General features: G+C 63.9%; 16 protein-coding genes. 11 read left to right on the forward strand and 5 right to left on the reverse strand.

What is annotated here, in order from left to right; genetic code table 11:
• Positions 1–113: 113 nt before the first annotated feature.
• The 5 genes from H4V95_RS02205 to H4V95_RS02220 all read left to right on the forward strand — a co-directional run bounded on the left by H4V95_RS02205 (position 114) and on the right by H4V95_RS02220 (position 5,137).
• The gene (locus H4V95_RS02205; RefSeq protein ID WP_209728530.1) at positions 114–452 is read left to right on the forward strand and encodes a hypothetical protein; all 339 of its coding nucleotides are present in this window, start codon (positions 114–116) and stop codon (positions 450–452) included.
• 170 nt (positions 453–622) lie between these two features.
• Positions 623–1,927, forward strand: a complete 1,305-nt coding sequence (locus H4V95_RS02210; protein WP_209728533.1) for a cation:proton antiporter — start codon at positions 623–625, stop codon at positions 1,925–1,927.
• A gap of 241 nt (positions 1,928–2,168) precedes the next feature.
• Positions 2,169–3,575, forward strand: a complete 1,407-nt coding sequence (locus H4V95_RS02215) for an acetamidase/formamidase family protein (protein ID WP_209728535.1) — start codon at positions 2,169–2,171, stop codon at positions 3,573–3,575.
• Positions 3,576–3,987: 412 nt separating this feature from the next.
• A complete protein-coding gene (locus H4V95_RS18180) occupies positions 3,988–4,674 on the forward strand; it encodes a hypothetical protein (RefSeq protein WP_245346330.1) in 687 nt (228 codons plus the stop codon).
• On the forward strand, positions 4,595–5,137 hold the full coding sequence (locus H4V95_RS02220; protein WP_245345838.1) for a hypothetical protein: 543 nt from the start codon (positions 4,595–4,597) through the stop codon (positions 5,135–5,137). Before H4V95_RS18180 ends, H4V95_RS02220 begins: the two co-directional genes overlap by 80 nt.
• A gap of 41 nt (positions 5,138–5,178) precedes the next feature.
• Here the strand turns inward: H4V95_RS02220 and H4V95_RS02225 are convergent, their stop codons facing one another.
• Positions 5,179–6,201, reverse strand: a complete 1,023-nt coding sequence (locus H4V95_RS02225) for a LacI family DNA-binding transcriptional regulator (protein WP_209728539.1) — start codon at positions 6,199–6,201, stop codon at positions 5,179–5,181.
• Positions 6,202–6,349: 148 nt separating this feature from the next.
• On the opposite strand from H4V95_RS02225, the gene H4V95_RS02230 reads away from it, so the two are divergent.
• From H4V95_RS02230 to H4V95_RS02255, 6 genes are all read left to right on the forward strand, one after another.
• On the forward strand, positions 6,350–7,717 hold the full coding sequence (locus H4V95_RS02230) for an ABC transporter substrate-binding protein (protein WP_245345539.1): 1,368 nt from the start codon (positions 6,350–6,352) through the stop codon (positions 7,715–7,717).
• On the forward strand, positions 7,717–8,700 hold the full coding sequence (locus tag H4V95_RS02235; protein ID WP_209728541.1) for a carbohydrate ABC transporter permease: 984 nt from the start codon (positions 7,717–7,719) through the stop codon (positions 8,698–8,700). The genes H4V95_RS02230 and H4V95_RS02235 overlap by 1 nt, the downstream gene beginning before the upstream one ends.
• Positions 8,700–9,524, forward strand: a complete 825-nt coding sequence (locus tag H4V95_RS02240) for a carbohydrate ABC transporter permease (RefSeq protein ID WP_196868058.1) — start codon at positions 8,700–8,702, stop codon at positions 9,522–9,524. Before H4V95_RS02235 ends, H4V95_RS02240 begins: the two co-directional genes overlap by 1 nt.
• Before the next feature lie 38 nt (positions 9,525–9,562).
• Positions 9,563–10,543, forward strand: a complete 981-nt coding sequence (locus H4V95_RS02245) for a glycoside hydrolase family 68 protein (RefSeq protein WP_209728543.1) — start codon at positions 9,563–9,565, stop codon at positions 10,541–10,543.
• The gene (locus H4V95_RS02250; protein WP_209728545.1) at positions 10,540–11,718 is read left to right on the forward strand and encodes a serine hydrolase domain-containing protein; all 1,179 of its coding nucleotides are present in this window, start codon (positions 10,540–10,542) and stop codon (positions 11,716–11,718) included. The genes H4V95_RS02245 and H4V95_RS02250 overlap by 4 nt, the downstream gene beginning before the upstream one ends.
• 140 nt (positions 11,719–11,858) lie before the next feature.
• Positions 11,859–13,091 (forward strand): trans-acting enoyl reductase family protein, encoded by a 1,233-nt coding sequence (locus tag H4V95_RS02255; protein ID WP_209728547.1) that lies wholly within the window; start codon positions 11,859–11,861, stop codon positions 13,089–13,091.
• Positions 13,092–13,275: 184 nt separating this feature from the next.
• On the opposite strand, the gene H4V95_RS02260 is transcribed toward H4V95_RS02255, so the two are convergent.
• From H4V95_RS02260 to H4V95_RS02275, 4 genes are read right to left on the reverse strand one after another with little or no spacing between them, the layout of a single operon-like run.
• Positions 13,276–15,024, reverse strand: a complete 1,749-nt coding sequence (locus H4V95_RS02260; RefSeq protein WP_209728549.1) for an IlvD/Edd family dehydratase — start codon at positions 15,022–15,024, stop codon at positions 13,276–13,278.
• Positions 15,021–16,181, reverse strand: a complete 1,161-nt coding sequence (locus H4V95_RS02265; protein WP_209728551.1) for an acyl-CoA dehydrogenase family protein — start codon at positions 16,179–16,181, stop codon at positions 15,021–15,023. The genes H4V95_RS02260 and H4V95_RS02265 overlap by 4 nt, the downstream gene beginning before the upstream one ends.
• 44 nt (positions 16,182–16,225) lie before the next feature.
• A complete protein-coding gene (locus H4V95_RS02270; protein ID WP_209728553.1) occupies positions 16,226–17,419 on the reverse strand; it encodes a CaiB/BaiF CoA-transferase family protein in 1,194 nt (397 codons plus the stop codon).
• Positions 17,412–18,317 carry a fumarylacetoacetate hydrolase family protein gene (locus H4V95_RS02275; protein WP_209728555.1) on the reverse strand — a complete coding sequence of 302 codons (906 nt, stop codon included), beginning with the start codon at positions 18,315–18,317 and terminating at the stop codon, positions 17,412–17,414. Before H4V95_RS02275 ends, H4V95_RS02270 begins: the two co-directional genes overlap by 8 nt.
• Positions 18,318–18,339: the final 22 nt, after the last annotated feature.

Raw genomic sequence — 18,339 nt, forward strand, 5'->3', positions numbered from 1 at the left:
GTCCCCCGTCCCGGTTCCGGCCCGCCACTTTTGTGACCACGAGGTCCCGGCCAAGGCAATGTTCGGGGTCTGCGGACATTGCCGTTGGATAGCTTCTGCTGCAGGATTGGCGCATGGTCATTCGACGTCCCGCCGGTTGCGTCACCCTACTTCTGCTGGCTGGAATGATGAGCGGGTGTACGTCCACGCCAGGCAGCGTCGAAGTTGAGGTGAGGGCTGTTGCGCCGGACTTCGAGCTGGCCACCTACGAAATACAGATTGTCGGTCCGGATCAGGAAATGATCCTCGCCGAGGAGATGAGCACCGGACATAGCGTGGTGATCGGGGATATCCCCCTGGGTGCCGTCACGATCACCGCAGTGTCGCTGTGCACTGTTGAAGCTGAGCTAACGTCCGAGCTGCCGACCATGAGCCTGATTATCGACGGAAACAGTTGCACCCTCGCTGACTAGCTGTCGGCGACCTGGTTGAAGCGGAGGATCCTGGCGATGGGATCGCAGGCGAGAAGTCTCGGCAACTTCGCGTGGGGCGGATGGCGGTAAGATCTGATCCGAGGATCCGGCGAAGCCGCTCTGACAGGGTTCACACAGCGTGACCGATCCACAGATAGAAAGAGGCACCGGTGTTCGAAGCACCAAGTCTGGTTTTTGTTGCCGCAGGCCTGGCGGTCTTCGCCGCCGCCTTGCTGCCCCGCCTGTTGATGCGTGCTCCGGTGTCAATGCCCATGATGTTCCTGGCTGCCGGTTTCCTGACGTTCACCTTTGCCAAGGACTTGCCGGATCCAGACCCCATTGCCTACAGCGATATCACCATCCACCTCAGCGAGATCTGTGTGATCGTCTCTCTCATGGGTGCAGGACTGGCCCTGGACAGGAAGGTGGGCCGCAAGAGATGGGCGACCACCTGGCGGTTACTAGGTATCGCCATGCCATTGTGCCTGATCGCCTTCACCTTACTGGGGATGTGGGTGCTAGGCCTGGGGCTGGCCGGAGCGATCCTCGTCGCGGCTGCTCTCTCACCGACTGATCCGGTGCTGGCATCGGAAGTGCAGGTCGGGGAGCCGTCTGAGACGCAGGAGGACCTCGAATCTGAGGATGAGGTGCGGTTTGGCTTGACCTCCGAGGCGGGACTGAACGACGGCCTGGCTTTTCCGTTCGTCTATCTCGCCATCGCCATCAGCTTGGTGGGTGCTGCCCCCTCTGCCTGGTTCCCCGAGTTCATTGCCCTGGACGTCATGTGGCGGATTGGCATCGGATGCCTGCTCGGGTACGGGATGGGGAAGCTTCTGGGCCGCGTCTTCTTCCGGTCCCGGATTGAGAGCGCGCGGATGGCGAGCCACTCGGAGGGGTTCGTTGCGCTCGCAGCTACCTTCCTGACCTACGGGGTCACCGAGATGATCGAGGGGTACGGCTTCATCGCCGTCTTCGTGTGCGCGGTAACCATCCGGTCAGGAGAGCAGACCCACGGGTTCCACGGCATACTGCACAGCTACATCGAGCAGCTTGAGCGCCTCCTCACCGTGGTGGTTCTCGTTCTCCTGGGCGGCGCCGTTGCGAGAGGCTTGTTGGCAGGGGTTACCGCCAGCGAAATCCTTCTGGCCCTCGCTTTCCTTCTGCTGGTTAGGCCCATTGCCGCCTGGATCAGCCTCGCCCGAGGAACCACTGGGCCTTGGGAACGTGGCGTCATTTCCTTCTTCGGCGTCCGCGGCATCGGTTCCATCTACTACCTCAGCTACGCACTCTCCAAAGGAGAGTTCGCCAGAGAGGACGAAGTCCTATGGCGGATTGTAGGCCTGGTGATTGTGATGTCTATCCTCCTCCACGGCGTCACCGCCGCACCCATGATCAACGCACTGGACCGGGCACGGAAGCGCAAGGCGCTCCGGGAATCCGGGACTGAGGACGCTGCCCCCACCACCGCCATCTAGGCACGCGGGTCAGCGCCGACGGCCTTCAGGCAACTTCAGAAGATGGTGGCAGCTAAGTATTCTCAATGGACTACGGAGGGTAAGCACTGTGGCGGGACGATGCCAAGATCAGGTTTCCGGCTAACCGTGACGGCCCCGGCATAAGCGGGATCTTTGAAACCCCGTAGGGACTTCTACTAGAAATTCGCCCGACACAAACCCTCAGTACGGTCAACAAAACGACCTCCGGAGGGAAAAGATCATGATTGACAGTTTCAAGAGGGAAGCAGCTGAAACCCTGGTCAAGGGGTTGGGTAGGCGGCGGTTCATGGGCGTCGTTGCAGCGTTCGGAACGTTGACAGCGGTCACGGCATGTTCGCCCCAGGCGGTGGGAGCGGGATCGACCGGTTCCACGTTGTCGGCGGTGCCGGCGGCTGCTGGGGCCTCGGGCGGCAGTGGAAAGACCGCATCTGCCAGTGGATTCGGGCAGATCCTTCAACCCAACAGCGGCACGATCATGGGTGACGCCTACCTGGCCTCCACCCCCGAGGATGTCCTGTGGGGGTACGTGCCCACGGTGCACGCCACACCGGTGATGTCCATCCGCTCGGGTCAGACGGTCACCATCGACGCCATGTCCCACGAAGGGATCCTTGAGGACCAGGGCCGGAACCCTCTCGAGTACTTCGGCGGACTAGGGGTGCTCGAGAGCAGCATCCTCCAGGACGCGGTGAGCATCGCCGCCGAGTACAACCGGACGCCGCGGGACTTTGACGTCGACGGGCCACATATCGCGACCGGCCCGGTGGCTGTCGAAGGGGCGCGGTCGGGCGACGTGCTGAAGATCGAAACGCTCGAAGCTGTGCCGCGGGTTCCCTACGGGGTGGTCTCCAGCAGGCATGGCAAGGGTGGCCTTGCAGTGCAACCGGAGGTCCAGCCGCCGGACGGCATCAGCCTCGAGGAAGTGATGCCTCCCGTGGATACAGACAACAGGTCCTCCGGTGTCCCCTCGGATTATGGGAACGTCTCAGTCTTCACGGCCATCGAAGACGGCAAAGGGGTTATGACCAGCGGTGACATGTCCGTCCGGTTCCCGCTGCGTCCCTTCATGGGCATGATGGGCGTGGCCTTCGCCGAGACGGACGGGCTGACCTCACCGGAGGCGAATTCCGTACCGCCCACGCTTGGCGGCGGCAATATCGACATCCGGCATCTGGGTGCTGGGTCGACCTTCTACCTCCCGGTCAAGGCGGACGGGGCACTGTTTTACGTCGGTGATCCGCACATGGGGATGGGCGACGGCGAGGTAGCGCTGACCGCGATGGAAGGGTCGCTGCGCGGCACCTTCCGGTTGACCGTCTGTAAACCCGGATCCGGGGATGCCCCCTCGGTTGCCTACAAGTACCCCTTCGGTGAGACCAGCGACGCCTGGATTCCGATCGGGTTGTCGGATCCCGACGGACTGGATGGCGGCGGGGTCGGCGGGGACCTGAACGTCGCGATGCGCCGGGCGATCGTCAACGCGCTGGATTTCCTGCAGAACGATCGGGGCATGGACCGGGCCGTCGCCTACGCCTACCTTTCCGCGGCCGCGGACTTTGGAGTGTCCCAGGTCGTCGATCGCACCGTCGGCGTTCATGGGGTCATCAGGAAGGCCGATTTCGGGTAGCGGGCAATGCCTGCGATACGTTCAGTGTCGGAGACCTCGATACGCCGGGGTCCTGAAACTAGAGGTGCCGGATGCTAGTTGCGCCGGCCAGTGAGTCGCTGCCTATCATTATGCGACCGACGGGGCGGCGCTTGCCGCCGAAGGAACGGTAGCTCATATGAAGAATCACAACCCACGACGCTGGCACGCGAAAATTCGTAGGGCTGCAACCTTGAGCCCGCGAAAAGGGGTGACCTACCGCCAGCCTCCCCTCTAGGATCGAAAGACAAGGAGAGGATGCCTGATGCCGTTCCTGGTCAGCAGGAATTGGTAGCGTCGAAGGCGACGAAAAGTTTGCTGGTCTTTGATGTTTAGCCACTTGAGCGGTGCGCGCCAGAGCGGCGTCGGGCACAACCAGCGAAAGGAGATCGCCTTGTTCACGCAAACCGATCTGACCCATTTGATGACCAGGAATCCATCCGCCGCGGTGTCCATATTCATGCAGACGCACCCCAAAGGAAAAGAAATCAGGCAGGACCCAATTCGTCTGAAGAACCTGCTGGCGGATGCCAGATCGAAACTCGCTGCGGCGGGCCTAACCGACACAGATATCGATCCCATGCTTTCCCCCGCAACAGCATTCCTTGAAGATCGCGATTTCTGGCAGCACCAAAGCGGAGGATTGGCACTCTTCATCGATGAAGGACAGACACTCGACTATCGGGTTCCGTTGAACCTTTACGAAGGCGTCGTTGTGGGAGACCGATTTCATCTCAGGCCCCTATTGCCGCTGCTCGAGGCGGACGGCCAATTTTCCGTCCTGACTGTGACCGCCGAAAAGGCAACTCTGTTCAATGCTTCACGGTTCCAAATGACCGAGGACGCTCCTGTCGATCTGCCCACGAGGGAGCCAATCGAGAGTGACTATGAAAATCCGGTACAGGCTAGCCCTCCCGCGCGTCCCAACGTCGGTTCAGCGAACATTCCGAATGCTCAGGTTTACGGAGATAGCCCCCCCCGACTTCAAAAAGACACGTCTACTGGAATTCGTCGCGAACGTCGCGAAAGCGGCAGAGCATATCCTGACCGCCCACCCACAACCCTTTGTGCTCGTTGCTGATGCGGAAATCAGCGGACATTTCCAGCAGTCAAATGATCTTGGACCACTCCTTGCAGGCACGGTCGACACCAACCCGCATGCACTGGATCCTCACGAGCTGCACCGTCTGGCCTATGCGAAGGTCCGAGAGCGGCTGGATCGCGGGCGGATGAAATCCCTGTCAGATGCCGCTGCACTTCTGGGCCGGGGAGACGCGACAGCGACGAACAGCCTAGCGGACATCGTTCGGGCCTCACATCAGGGACGGATCAGGACCTTGCTTCTCCGGGACGGCGCGCCGGCCTGGGGGCGCTATGACCGAAAGACCGATAAGGTGGAGATGGATCTCACTCCTGGAAACGTATCGGAAGATCTGTTAGATGTCGCCGCAACGGAGACCCTGCAACACGGAGGGGACGTCCATGTGATGTCGGTCGACGACCTTCCCGCGGATACAGAGGCAGTGGCTATCCTGCGCTATTGAGATACCTACGGAATGAATACCGGCAATAACACGGTTCTTCGCTAGCCCCGGCGGATGGAGTCGCGCACGACGACGGGCATCTGGACGAGATGCTCGCCCTGCGTCGCCGATCCATCCAGCAGCAGCTCGACGGCGCGTGCCCCCATTTCCTCATGGGGCAGGGCTATCGTGGTCAGGCCGGGGCGCAGGTACGACGCGATTTCGTCGTTATCAAACGAGACGATCGAGACGTCGTCGGGAACGCGCAGCCCGTGCTCCGTCAGCGCCTGGTAGGCACCAAACGCGAGGGGGTCGTTGAGGCACAGCAAAGCCCGGGGGAGAGCCCCGTCAGCGAGGAGGGCATCCACGAGGGCATACCCATTGTGGGGGACCCAGTCCCAGACGGATTCCTCGCTCGCGAAGCTCAAACCGCGGTCGTGCATTTCGGCCCGAATGCCCGCGAGCCGGCGGGCGACGGTGGTTGACCGGAAGAGATCCCGTTCGACCACTGCATTGTGGCCCAGGAGGACAATTCCGTCACGGTGGCGAGCATCCGCGAGGAGGGCGACGGCGGCCCGACCACCCTGCTCTTCATCCGGCAGCACCGAGGTGGTGTAGCGATCGCTGAGCGCGTTGAGCAACACCACGCGGGTGTTTCCGGGAAGGGCGGGCACCTCGACTTCCCGTGAGCGCATGGTGGCGAAGACAATGCCGTCCACTTGCCGGTCCAGTAGCGCAGCGATGGCCTCGGTTTCGCGGGCCGGATCCCCGCCGGTTTCGGCCAGCAGGATGACGTGTTCCGCCTGTTCGGCGGCGGCGAGGGCGCCCTTGATCAGGCCGCTCGCGAAACGGGTGGTGGCGACGGTGTCCGAGATGAAGCCGATGGTCTGGGTCTTGTCGACGCGGAGGCTGCGGGCGGCGACGTTGGGCCGATACCCCAATTCCGCGGCGGCGCGGTTGACCCGATCGTGGGCGTCCTGGGACAGCCGGGTATCCGGGCGGCCGTTGAGGATCATCGAGGCAGCAGAAGACGACAAACCTGCCCGACGTGCGACGTCGGCAAGGGTCACACGCTTGGTGGTCATCAAATCCTCCTGCTCGATGCTAACTGTAGATAACGACTTGGCAAACTACTTGCGCAATCCTGATTTAGGCAGTCAGCTGGTTGCTGAATCGATTTAGCATTCACCCCTGTGGATCTTGTGCAGAGAGTCATCGACGAAGGAGTCACCCATGAATTCACCACTACGGCGCCCTGGCCGCCGTCGACCCGTTGCCGTAGTAGCCTTCATGGCCGCCGCTGGCTTTGCCCTGGCCGGTTGTGCCCCCGGCGGCAGCGCACCGTCAGATGAGGACGCGTCTGAAGCAGCCGCCGTAGAGGTCAGCACCGAGCTCACCACCGAAGAGGTCACGCTGACCATCGCTGACGAAACCGGCTTCCCGGTGACCGACGTGCTGGCTGAAGAGTTCACCAAGCAGCATCCCAATGTCACGTTCGAAATCACGCGCGACACGTTCCAGAACCTCACCGCCAACGCACCCCGGCTGCTGGCCGGCGACAACCCACCGGACCTGATCCGCCTGCCGACCATTGGCGAAGCCGCCAATGACGGACTGCTCGCCAATCTCGACCCCTACGCCGAGGCCTACGGCTGGGACGCCTGGCCCGAAACGCAGCTTGCTCCGCTGCGGATGAATGACGAAGGTACCCGCGGCTCCGGCCCGCTCTACCAGGTGGGACTCGGCTACAGCGTCACCGGTATCTACATGAATACCGCCATCGCCGAGGAGCTCGGCATCAACGGACCTCCGCAGACGATGGCCGAGCTGGAGGAAGACCTCGCGACGGCGAAGGAAGCCGGCGAGGTTCCCATCATGGCCGGCGACCAGGACGGCGTCGTGAACTTCGTGGTCCAGGCAGCCATGAACCAATACGCCGACAAGGACGAGTTCCTGTCCTGGATGTTCAACGAACCCGGCAGCAGCTACAACACCGAGGGAAACATCGAGGGCGCCGAGCTCATCCGCACCTGGGCTGACGAGGGCTACTTCCCCGAGGACATCAACGCCGTTGACTACTTCACCTTCGTGACCCGTTTCTCCGAAGGTGAAGGCCTGTTCGCCTTCAACGGCAACTGGGAAGCAGCCAACTACCAGGAGGCACTGGGCGACGACGTCGAATTCTTCCTTGTCCCGCCCGTTGAAGAAGGTGGCGACCACGTTGCCATGGGTGCAGCGAACTCGTTCTCCGTAGCCGCCGGCTCGGACGACCTGGACGCCACCGCGTACTTCCTCGACTGGATCCACACCGACCCAGCGGCCCGCCAGATCATCACCGATGTGACCGGCGCCTCCCCCGGTGGCGACCCCGCGCTGGAACAGCCCACCGTTGAAGAGGGATCGCTGATTGCCAACGCACTCGAAATGGCAGCTCAGATCGGTGAAGAGAACGGCCAGGTCGACTTCATGTCCAACACCACGGCCGGCATCTACGCTGGAGCGATCATCCCCGAGTCGCAGCTGCTCGTCACCAGCATGATCACTGGCGAAGAGTTTGTTACTCGTGTGCAGGAGTTCTACGAGAGTGAAGTAGGCGAGTAATGCAGGAGGCCACCACCGGCCCTGTCCGCGACACCGGGCAAGGCGAACCAGCAGCCACCGGTTCGGCACCGACAGGGCCGGTAGTGGCCATCCCCAAGCAGCGTAAACGCAGATCAGTAGGACGGGCAGGCTACTCGGCCTGGCTCATGCTGCTCCCCGCACTCGCCGTGTACATCGGGTTCGTGATCTTCCCGATGCTGATGGGCCTGCAGTACTCGTTCTACGACTGGAACGGCGTCGGTGTTTCCACTTTCATCGGTCTTGCGAATTACGTCGAAGTGCTGACGAACCCCGTTCTGCTGGGGTCCATCCTGAACGCGATCACCCTGATCCTCTTCTTCACCCTGATCCCCATTGCCACCGGTCTGATGCTGGCCAGCCTGATCCGGTCCATGCGTCAGGGGCCGGCGTCGTCAGCGGCGCAAACCATCCTGTTCCTCCCGCAGATCGTTCCCCTCGCCGCAGCGGGTATCGCCTGGTCATGGATGTACGCCCAGACCGGCACGGTCAACCAGTTCCTCAACGCGATCGGCCTCGGCGGCATCACGCGCTCGTGGCTGGCCGATTACGATACGGCGCTTCCCGCCGTCGGGCTTATCGGCTCCTGGGTCCTTACCGGACTGTGTACGGTGCTGTTGTTGACCGGTATCGGCAAGATCGATTCGTCGCTCTATGAGGCCGTCCGGCTCGACGGCGCCGGCTGGTGGCGGGAATTCTTCACCGTGACCCTGCCCGGGCTGCGGCAGGAGATCGCCGTCCTCGCGACCCTGACCATCATTGCCGCGCTGAGCAGCTTCGACATCATCTACACCTCCACCCAGGGGGGACCGGGCCGCGCCACCCTGGTGCCCGGTATCTCCATCTTCCGGATCGGGTTCACCCAGAGCGACGTCGGACTGGCATCGGCCTTCGGCATGGTGCTGATGGTGCTCGTCCTGCTCGTGGTGCTTCCCATCCAGCGACTTTCGAAGGTAAACGACTGATGCGTACCAGCCGTAGCGAACTCTTCCTGGGCCGACTGCTGCTGGCAGTAGCCATCATCCTCACCCTCCTGCCCCTGATCAGCATGCTGTCAGCGGCGCTGCAGCCCGCGGACCGGAATCCCACCGGACTCGTCTGGCCCACCGACCCCCAGTGGGGCAACTTCATCACCGCGTTCGAGGTGGGCAACGTCTGGCGGCTCATGCAGTCCAGCGCGTTCATCGTGCTGGGCGTGGTGCCGGCGTCGCTGCTGATCGCCACCCTCGCGGGCTACGCGTTGGGAGCGTTGGCGCCCAAGGGTGGCCGGGCGATACTCATCTTTTTCGTCGCCGGGCTCACCATCCCGTTCGAAGCGCTGATTATCCCGCTGTACTACCAGTCCCAGGCGATGGGCACGCTCAACACTCAGTGGGCAGTGATCTTCCCGCTGCTGGGACTGTTCATGCCGTTCAGCGTGTTCTGGATGCGCGCCCACTTCATCAATGTGCCGCGCGAACTCTCCGAAGCCTCCCGGGTGGACGGTGCCTCGATCTGGCAGGAGTTCCGGCAGATCCAGCTCCCGCTTGCCGTGCCTGCTCTCTCGGCGCTCGCCATCCTGCTGTTCCTCTGGACCTGGAACCAGTTCCTCCTGCCGGTGGTGCTGATCGCCAACCCGCTCGATCGAACGGTAGCTGGTGCGCTGACGTTCTTCCAGGGGCAGTACTCGCTGAGTATTCCGCTCCTGAATGCGGGGGCGCTGCTCATCATCACCCCGGCCATCATCGTGTTCCTGATCTTCCAGCGCCAGTTTGTCCGCGCACTGCTCCAGGGTGCCGTCAAGGGCTGACTCCGCTTCACCTCCCGCTTCGATCAAGGACCACCACCATGAGCTTCGCTCTCGCCGACCATTGGGTCTGGGATTTCTGGCACGCCGACGACGGCGACACTCACCACCTCTTCTACCTCCACGCCCCGAAGTCGCTGGGGGATCCCCATCTCCGGCACCGTAACGCACGGGTGGGGCACGCAACCTCAACGGATCTGACGACCTGGAAAAACCATGGGGTGGTGCTCGAGCCGGGGGAGTCCGGTTCCTTTGATGGGAGCGCCACCTGGACCGGCAGCGTGATCCGCGGCGATGACGGCGTGTGGAACATGTTCTACACCGGTTCGCGGTTCCTGTCCCCGGATGCCATCACCAATGTGGAGACGGTCGGTCGGGCTGTGTCATCGGATCTGGCGTCCTGGACCAAGCAGCCAGAGCGGATTTCGGCGGATCCCCGCTGGTACGAGACCCTTCCGGACGGCAGTTGGCATGAAGAGACGTGGCGGGACCCGTGGATCCACCGGGACTCCACCGGGCTGTGGCACATGCTAATCACCGCACGGGCCCGCTCGGGTGTGGACCGCGACCGCGGAGTCATAGGGCATGTCACGTCGCCCGATCTGGAGCACTGGACCACCAAGTCGCCGTTGAGTGAGCCGGGTGCCGGCTTTGCGCACATCGAGGTTGTGCAGCTCGTGACCATCGAGAGCCGGTCAGTGCTCCTCTTCTCCTGCGATACCGGGCACCTCGCCGGAGCGCGCGAGGCGGACGGCGCGCAGGGCGGGATTTGGGCGCTGCCCCTCGAGTCCGACTCTCTGGAGGGACCACTTGACACTGCCGCTGCGGTTCGGTTGACCAACCAGCATCTTTACGCCGGACGTGCGGTGCAAACCCGGTCGGGGCAGTGGGTGCTGCTAGCGTTCGAGAACGTCGACCGGGACGGCACCTTCATCAGCGGTATCTCGGATCCCTTACCTTTGTCCTGGGCGACGGACGGATCACTTTCACTTTCAACTGCACGAGCAAAGGTCAACGCGTGAGCGACATCAACGGTATTCAAGGCACAGTCGATGAGCGCTTCGCCCCGGTGCGGGACGCGTTTACGGCTGCCTTCGAGGGGCGGCCCCGGATGGGTGCAGCCTTGGCGGTTCACCATCAGGGTGAGCTCGTGGTGGACCTCTGGGGCGGGGTGGCTGACGCTCGCGACTCGACTCCCTGGACCCGCGACACGTCAACGGTGGTCTTCTCCTGCACCAAGGGGATCATGTCAATCCTCATCGCTCGGCTCGTTGAAGCCGGCCGACTGGATTACGAAACACCGATCACCGACGTTTGGCCGGAGTTCGGCGCCCACGGTAAGGGCGGGGTTACCGTCGGTGACGCGCTGTCCCATCGGGCAGGAGTATCGGCGCCTCGACAGTCGGTAACACTTGAGGAAGCACTCGACTGGGAGACCATGACCGAGTTGCTCGCTCGTCAGGAACCGCTGTGGGAGCCCGGCTCCGGCTACGGGTACCACGCGCTGACTCACGGCTGGATTACGGGTGAGATTATCCGTCGTGTCACTGGAAAAATGCCGGGTGAGTATCTGGCGGAAACCCTCGCAGGGCCGCTGGGTGCCGACCTGAGGGTAGGCGTGCCTGTGCACGAGCAGTTGAATATTGCGCATCTTGAGGCTGGGGAGAGCCTGCGTGAGTTGGTCGAGATGCAGATTGCGGCTGCCGAACCCGGGGTCATTGACTGGCCGAACCACGCCATGACACTGGGGGAGGCCTTCCCTCAGGAACTGGTGAGCCCCAACTCCGGCTTCAATCGGTCCGATGTCAGGGCTGGCTCGTTCCCCGGAGCTGGCGGCATCGCCACCGCCCGAGGGATGTCAGCTGCCTGGTCGTCGGTCATCCATGACACTGCCACGACTCGGCGACTCGACCCGACCGTCCTCAAGCTGGCTAACGAGGCACGAAGCGAAGGTTCACCGGTGTTCCTCGCACCCGCACCGTGGCCGCGTTGGGGCGCTGGTTTCCAGCTCGACTCGGAGGCGCGGCACTACGTTTCTGCCAACGGGTTCGGTCACGACGGCGCCGGAGGGCAGGTGTCGTTCGCCGAACCGGAGCTGGGTCTCAGCATCGCGTTCGTGACCAACTGGATGGAAGCCGGCGACGACCAAAGGGCCACGAGCATCGTCGACGAGCTGCGCACGATCCTCGTCAGCTAAACGACGAATACTGCGCCTGCTCCGGTCGGTGTCTGGTTGAGTATCGGCGTTGAAGAGTCCCGCAGCGGACGAAGGGTGGGACTGCTGAAGGTTCAGGTGACAGTTGGAATTGATAGTTTCTGCTGTGGAAGACTGCTGGCATGGAGGTTCTAGCGCGCGATCACGACCTCGTCCTCTTCGGCGCGACCGGCTTCGTCGGTGAACTGATCGCCGGATATCTTGCGAACCATGCTCCTCCGGACCTGCGCGTGGGACTGGCGGGGAGATCGAGGGTGAAGCTCGAGGCCGTACGCTCCAGGCTGCCCGCCGCCGCACAGGACTGGGCCCTCATTGAGGCCGATTCGGAGCGTCCTGACTCGCTCGCGGCGCTTGCCGCGGGCACTAGGGTTCTCTTCACCACGGTGGGTCCCTACGCGAAGTATGGGCTGCCGGTTGTCGAGGCGTGTGCCCGCGCCGGCACCCACTACGGGGATCTGACGGGTGAGGTGTCTTTCGTCCGTGAAGCCATCGACCGTTGGGACGCCCTGGCAAGGACTACAGGTGCACGGATCGTCCATGCGTGCGGCTACGACTCCGTCCCGTCCGACCTCGCGGTGCTTCTCCTGCACCAGGCTGCGGAGGCCGATGGTGCGGGTGGACTAACCGAGGTGCAGCTCGTCGCCAGGGCGAAGGGCGGCTTCAGCGGCGGCACTATCGAGTCGATGCGTGGGCAGTTCGACGGTATGCGGGCGGACCCTGTACTGCGATCGCTCGCGGACGATCCCTACTCCCTCAGTCCGGACCGGACGGCGGAGCCCCCGACCAGGCAGCCGTCGGATCTGGGGTGGGTCGGTCGGTCGGAGGACGGCCAGCGGACCGCTCCCTTCATCATGGCGTCGGCAAACACGCGGATCGTGCGTCGCAGTAACGCCCTGCAGAGTTGGGCCTACGGCAGGTCCCTGCGATACAGCGAGGTGATGGGCATGGGGCGCGGGCCCGTCGGCGCCGTCATTGCCGGAGCGACGGCGCTCGGTCTACGGGTGTTCGGAGCCGCGCTGGCCCTTCCTCTCACGAGGAAACTACTGGACCGCGTCCTTCCGGCGTCCGGTGAGGGCCCGAGTGAGGCCGCGCGACGCTCAGGCTGGTTCCATTCTCAGGTGACTGCTTCCACGGAGAGCGGCCGGCGGTACCGGGTCGTCGCAGCCGGGCCCGGCGACCCGGGATACGCCGCCACCGCCGTGATGGCCGGTGAGGCCGCGCTCTCACTTGCCTTGGACGGCGACCGCCTGCCGCCCATCACAGGATCGCTGACCCCGGCGACTGCCCTCGGCGTCGTCCTGGTGGAGCGGCTGCGCTCCGCAGGCCATACCTACGAGGTCATTTCCCTCACCTGACGAAAGCCGTATCGGATCACAGACCGTCCCAGTGGGTCTCGAAAACCTAATGGATGCATGACCCTGGCACGAGACAGTTCCGTTGGATGCTGCCGTAGTGCCGGGAGTGGAAATCAATAGTTCCCTTGTGCCACGGATCGTCAGTAAGGAGATCGGATAAGAGCGGCTAGGAGTCGGTACCGAATCAGATCTCTTGGATCCGGCCCTGAAGGAAGCGGAAGTCGCAGCCCTCGTCCGCCTGGGTTACCTCAGTGACAAACAGCTTCCGATAGCCACGCTCCGGAACCACTGGGACTGCCGGACCGATCGACTCTTTACGTCGAGCCAGTTCAGCATCGGATACCTCCAATTGGATCAGCCGCCGGCTCACACTCAGTGTGATCGTATCCCCGGTCTGCACCAGCCGCAGCGGACCACCTACAGCAGACTCCGGTGTCACATGCAGCACCACCGCGCCGGCTGCGGTGCCGGACATCCTGCCGTCCGAGATGCGCACCATGTCGCGGACACCCTGGGAAGCGAGCTTCTTCGGGATGGGTAGGTATCCGGCTTCGGGCATGCCGGGTGCTCCGACCGGTCCAATGTTCTTCAACACCAGGACCGAATCGGCGGTGACGTCCAGATCGGGGTCATCGATCCGCGCCGCCAGGTCTGCCGTGTTCTCGAACACCACAGCGGGTCCGGTGTGCTCCAGCAGTGCTGGCGAAACTGCGGCCTGCTTGATGATCGCCCCGCCCGGAGCCAGATTCCCGCGAAGGAACGCGAGGCTTCCCTCCGGATACACCGGGTTGGAGAGCGGTCGGATGATGTCCTGCGGGAAGCCGGGGCCTGCGTCGTCAATCTCCTCACCCAGCGTCCTACCGGTCACGGTTGGCACGTCCCGATGAATCATCGACCCCAGTTCCCGCAGCACTGCGGGAACGCCGCCCGCCCGATGAAAGTCCTCCATGTAGTACTTCCCCGAGGGTTTGAGATCCACTAACACGGGTGTCTCCGTGCTCATCCGGTCCAGCTGCTCCAGGGACAACCGGATCCCCAGCCGACCAGCCACTGCGGTCAGGTGGATGATCGCGTTGGTTGATCCGCCGATGGCCAGCAGCACACGCAGCCCGTTTTCGAACGACTCCCGGGTCAGGATGGTGTTCATCTTCGTCCCAGCCGCCGCCAAAGCGACAGCCTGGGTCCCGGTCGCCTCAGCGATCCGCACCCGGTCAGCCGTGACCGCGGGAGCCGACGCCGATCCCGGCATCGCTATCCCCATCGCCTCGGTCAGGCAGGCCATGGTGCTGGCAGTGCCCATCACCGAGCAGGTACCGACGCTGCCGACCAGACGCGAGTTCACGTCGTCGATCTCTGGTTTGGAAATTTCCCCACCCCGGAACTTGCCCCAGAACGCTCGGCAGTCGGTGCACGCACCCACCCGCTCGCCCCGGTAGCCGCCGGTCAGCATTGAGCCGGTCACCAGCGAAATCGCCGGCACCCCCGCCGACGCAGCACCCATCAGTTGGGCCGGCACGGTCTTGTCACAGCCGCCGATCAGCACGACGGCGTCCATCGGCTGGGCCCGGATCATCTCCTCCGTGTCCATCGACATCAGATTCCGCAGGAACATGCTGGTCGGCTGCGAAAAGCTCTCGTGAATGGAGATCGTGGGGAAGTCCACCGGCAACCCACCAGCGAGCATCACCCCACGCTTCACCGCCTCCAGCAGCGCCGGCATGTTGCCGTGGCACGGGTTGAAGCCGCAGCCCGTGTTAATGATCCCGATCACCGGCCGGTCCAGGGCGTCGTCGGAATACCCGGCACCCTTGATGAACGCCTTCCGCAGGAACAGCGAGAACTCGGCGTCCCCGTAGTTGGTCAGACCCTTGCGGATGCCGGTGGCGGGAATACCGCCGGGAGCTGAAGACGCGCGGGCAGCGGCTTCACTCACCGGAACGCGGGGACGCCGGTGATGTGGTTGCCCAGGATCAGGGTGTGCACCTCGTCGGTACCCTCATAGGTCCTGACGCTCTCCAGGTTGTTCGCGTGCCGCAGCGGCGAGTAATCCAGGGTGACGCCATTGCCGCCGAGCATCGCCCGCGCCTCACGGCAGATCGCAATCGCCTCGCGGCAGTTGTTCAGCTTGCCCACCGAGATCTGGTACGGCTGCAGGGTCCCGGCATCCTTCAACCGGCCCAGCTGCAGCGCGAGCAGTGTGCCCTTGTTGATCTCCAACGCCATATTCACCAGTTTCTCCTGCGTCAGCTGGTAGCCGGACAGCGGCTTCCCGAACTGCAGACGCTCCTGCGAGTAGGCCAGCGCCGTGAGGTAGCTATCGCGGGCAGCACCCATGGCACCCCAGATGATGCCGTAGCGTGCCTCGTTCAGGCACTCGAACGGGCCGCGCAGTCCCTTGGCGTTCGGGAGCATCGCGCCCTCCGGCAACCGGATGTCCGTCAGGGTGATGTCGCACTGGATGGAAGCCCGCATGGAGAGCTTCTGCTTGATCGGCGTCGCCACGAACCCCGGGCTGTCGGTCGGCACCACGAAGCCGCGGATTCCGTCGTCGGTCATCGCCCAGATGATGGCCAGCTTCGCCACCGAAGCCAGGCCGATCCAGCGCTTGGCACCGTTGAGGATCCAGTCGGACCCGTCGCGTTTCGCGAAGGTCTGCATCGCGCCGGGGTCGGACCCGGCAGTCGGCTCGGTCAGCCCGAACGCGCCGATCGCGGTACCGGCAGCCATCTGCGGCAGCCACTCGGTCTTCTGCTCCTCCGAGCCGTGCTTGTAGATGGCGCTCATCGCCAACGAGCCCTGCACCGACACGAAGGTCCGCAGACCCGAATCGCCAGCCTCCAACTCCAACGCCGCCAGGCCGTACTCCACCGACGACTTCCCGGGGCAGCCGTAGCCCTTCAGGTGCATGCCGAGCAGTCCCAGCTCAGCCATCTGCGGGACGATCTCCATCGGGAAGACGGCGTCGTCGTACCACTGGGCGATGTTCGGCTTGATCTCGCTGTCCACGAAGGACCGCACGGTCTCCCGCAGGGTGATTTCCTCGGGGGAGAGGAGCGTATCAATACCGATCAGGTCTGATATGTCAGTCATGGTTCTGCTTTCAATGGTTGAGGAGGTCACTGGGGATCCTGCTTTCACTGTAGGTGGTGGAGTGCGGGAATGGCGGGGAGGGCAAAGGCGGCGCCATTGTGCTCGCCGAGGAGGGGTGGCGGACGCCGGTAGCGGGCGGGGGTCCCGGACAGGTGGATGGGGTTGGCGACCTGCTGGCTCGTCCGTGACCCGTCAGCATTGGCGATCTCGACGACGGGGGCGAGGCCCAGCGTGTCCGCCAGTTCCAGCGCCTCGACAATCGAGTTCACCTTCCCGGCGGGCACACCGGCGATACTGAGCAGCTCCGACCAGTCAGCGGCGGACTTCGAGCCCAGCTGCTCTTCCAGCAGGGACTTCAGGACCACCCGGTTGGCCACCCGGTTCGAGTTCCCGGCGAACCGTTCATCGTCGGCGAGCTCGGGCACGCCGAGCACCCGGACCAGTCCGGCAAACTGCTTGTCAGTCCCGACGGCGACGGCCAGCGGACCATCGGCGGTTCGCAGCGTCTCATACGGCGCGATGCTCGGGTGCGCGTTGCCCATCCGCTGCGGCGATTCACCGGTTGCCAGGGTGCTCGACGCCTGGTTCACCAGCCCCGACAGCAGCGACGACAACAGGTTCACATCCACCCGCTGACCGACACCAGTCTGCTCCAGCGATCTTAGGGCGGCGAGAATCCCGACGACGGCGTTTTGCCCGGTCACCACGTCCACCAGTGCGACGCCGACCTTGCTCGGCTCGGAATCCAGCCCACCGGTGACGCTCATCAGCCCGCCGACGGCCTGCACCAGCAGGTCATAGCCCGGCAGGTGCGCGCCGGCGGCGCTCCCGAACCCGGTGATGGAGCAGTAGATCAGGTCCGGGCGCCGGTCATTAAGGGACTCGTAGTCCAGCCCGAACCGCTCCATGATGCCGGGCCGGAAGTTCTCGATCACGACGTCGGCCGTCAACGCGATCTCCAGCGCAGCGGCCTGCCCCTCTTCAGTGGTCAGATCGCACACCACCGAGCGCTTGTTACGGTTCACGCTGGAGAAATAGGTGCCTACCCCGTACTCGTCCACGGGAGGCGTCCAGCTGCGGGTGTCGTCACCGGAGGGGCTTTCCACCTTGATGACGTCGGCCCCGAAATCGGCCAGCATCATTGAGGCGAACGGTCCCGCGAGCACCCGGGAGAAGTCGGCTACCTTGATGCCGTCCAGGGGTCCCGCCGGGAACCCGTCGTCGGAGGGGCTACTCATGACCGCCATGGCCTTCCTGATGAACGCTGTCTTCCCGACCAGAGCCAGCTTCCTGGTCGACCACCGGGTTGCTGAGCACGCCGACGCCCGGAATGCGGCACTCCGCCACGTCGCCCGCCCTGATGTGCACGGCGCCGGGGGTGCCGGTGGAGATGATGTCGCCGGGGTAGAGCGGCATCACCTTGCTGTGGAAGCTGACCAGGTACTCGGGGGAGTACCTCATGTTGCCCACCACGTTGCTGCGGTGCACCTCGCCGTTGATCACGGTGGACACCTCGACGGCGGCCAGCGACCCGGCGTCGTCGGCCACCTCAGAGAGGGGCACGATCTCCGGCCCGAAGGAGAAGAAGCTGGGGAAGTTCTTGGACCGGGTGAGGAACCGGGGGTTCTTCTCCAGGATGTCCTCGGCCGTCTGGTCCAGCAGGGTCACGACGCCGGCCACGTAGGACAGCGCGTCCTCCGGCTCCACGTCGCGGCAGTAGCTGCCGATGACGAGGCCCAGCTCGGCTTCGGCGGTGGTGCGCACGCTCTGGTGCGGGATGGTGATGTTTTCGCCCGGCCCGATGATGGTGTGGTCCCCCTTGATGAACGACGCCGGCTCGTCCGGGACGCCCTCGGACAGGTCGGACGCATGCTCCATATAGTTCAGGCCGATGCCCCACAGCATCCGGGGATGCCGGTACGGGGCGCCGAAGGTTACCGAGCCGCGGTCACGGAACACCGCGTTGTCCGCCGACTCGGCGAAGGACTCCAGTTTCCCGAGCGAATCGGTGGCCAGCAGCTCCAACAGGTCACCGGTGAAGCCTGGAATGAGGTCGCGCACCAGCGCGACACCGCGCTCGGGGTGGATCACTGCGGCGAGTTCGTCGCCGCCTTCGCGGACTGAGGCCAGATGCATGGTCAGAGCTTCTTTCTGTTCA

The organism is Arthrobacter sp. CAN_C5 (genome assembly GCF_017875735.1).
In the GTDB taxonomy this organism is placed as follows: Bacteria; Actinomycetota; Actinomycetes; order Actinomycetales; family Micrococcaceae; genus Arthrobacter_D.

Bases quoted from the DNA above. Each gene is read 5' to 3' on its own strand.
- H4V95_RS02275 (WP_209728555.1), bottom strand. From the start codon at position 18,317: ATGCATCTGGCCTCAGTCCGCGAAGGCGGCGACGAACTCGCCGCAGTG.
- H4V95_RS02235 (WP_209728541.1), top strand. From the start codon at position 7,717: ATGCAGGAGGCCACCACCGGCCCTGTCCGCGACACCGGGCAAGGCGAA.
- H4V95_RS02265 (WP_209728551.1), bottom strand. From the start codon at position 16,181: ATGACTGACATATCAGACCTGATCGGTATTGATACGCTCCTCTCCCCC.
- H4V95_RS02225 (WP_209728539.1), bottom strand. From the start codon at position 6,201: ATGACCACCAAGCGTGTGACCCTTGCCGACGTCGCACGTCGGGCAGGT.
- H4V95_RS02205 (WP_209728530.1), top strand. From the start codon at position 114: ATGGTCATTCGACGTCCCGCCGGTTGCGTCACCCTACTTCTGCTGGCT.
- H4V95_RS02270 (WP_209728553.1), bottom strand. From the start codon at position 17,419: ATGAGTAGCCCCTCCGACGACGGGTTCCCGGCGGGACCCCTGGACGGC.
- H4V95_RS02240 (WP_196868058.1), top strand. From the start codon at position 8,700: ATGCGTACCAGCCGTAGCGAACTCTTCCTGGGCCGACTGCTGCTGGCA.
- H4V95_RS02215 (WP_209728535.1), top strand. From the start codon at position 2,169: ATGATTGACAGTTTCAAGAGGGAAGCAGCTGAAACCCTGGTCAAGGGG.
- H4V95_RS02245 (WP_209728543.1), top strand. From the start codon at position 9,563: ATGAGCTTCGCTCTCGCCGACCATTGGGTCTGGGATTTCTGGCACGCC.
- H4V95_RS02230 (WP_245345539.1), top strand. From the start codon at position 6,350: ATGAATTCACCACTACGGCGCCCTGGCCGCCGTCGACCCGTTGCCGTA.
- H4V95_RS02255 (WP_209728547.1), top strand. From the start codon at position 11,859: ATGGAGGTTCTAGCGCGCGATCACGACCTCGTCCTCTTCGGCGCGACC.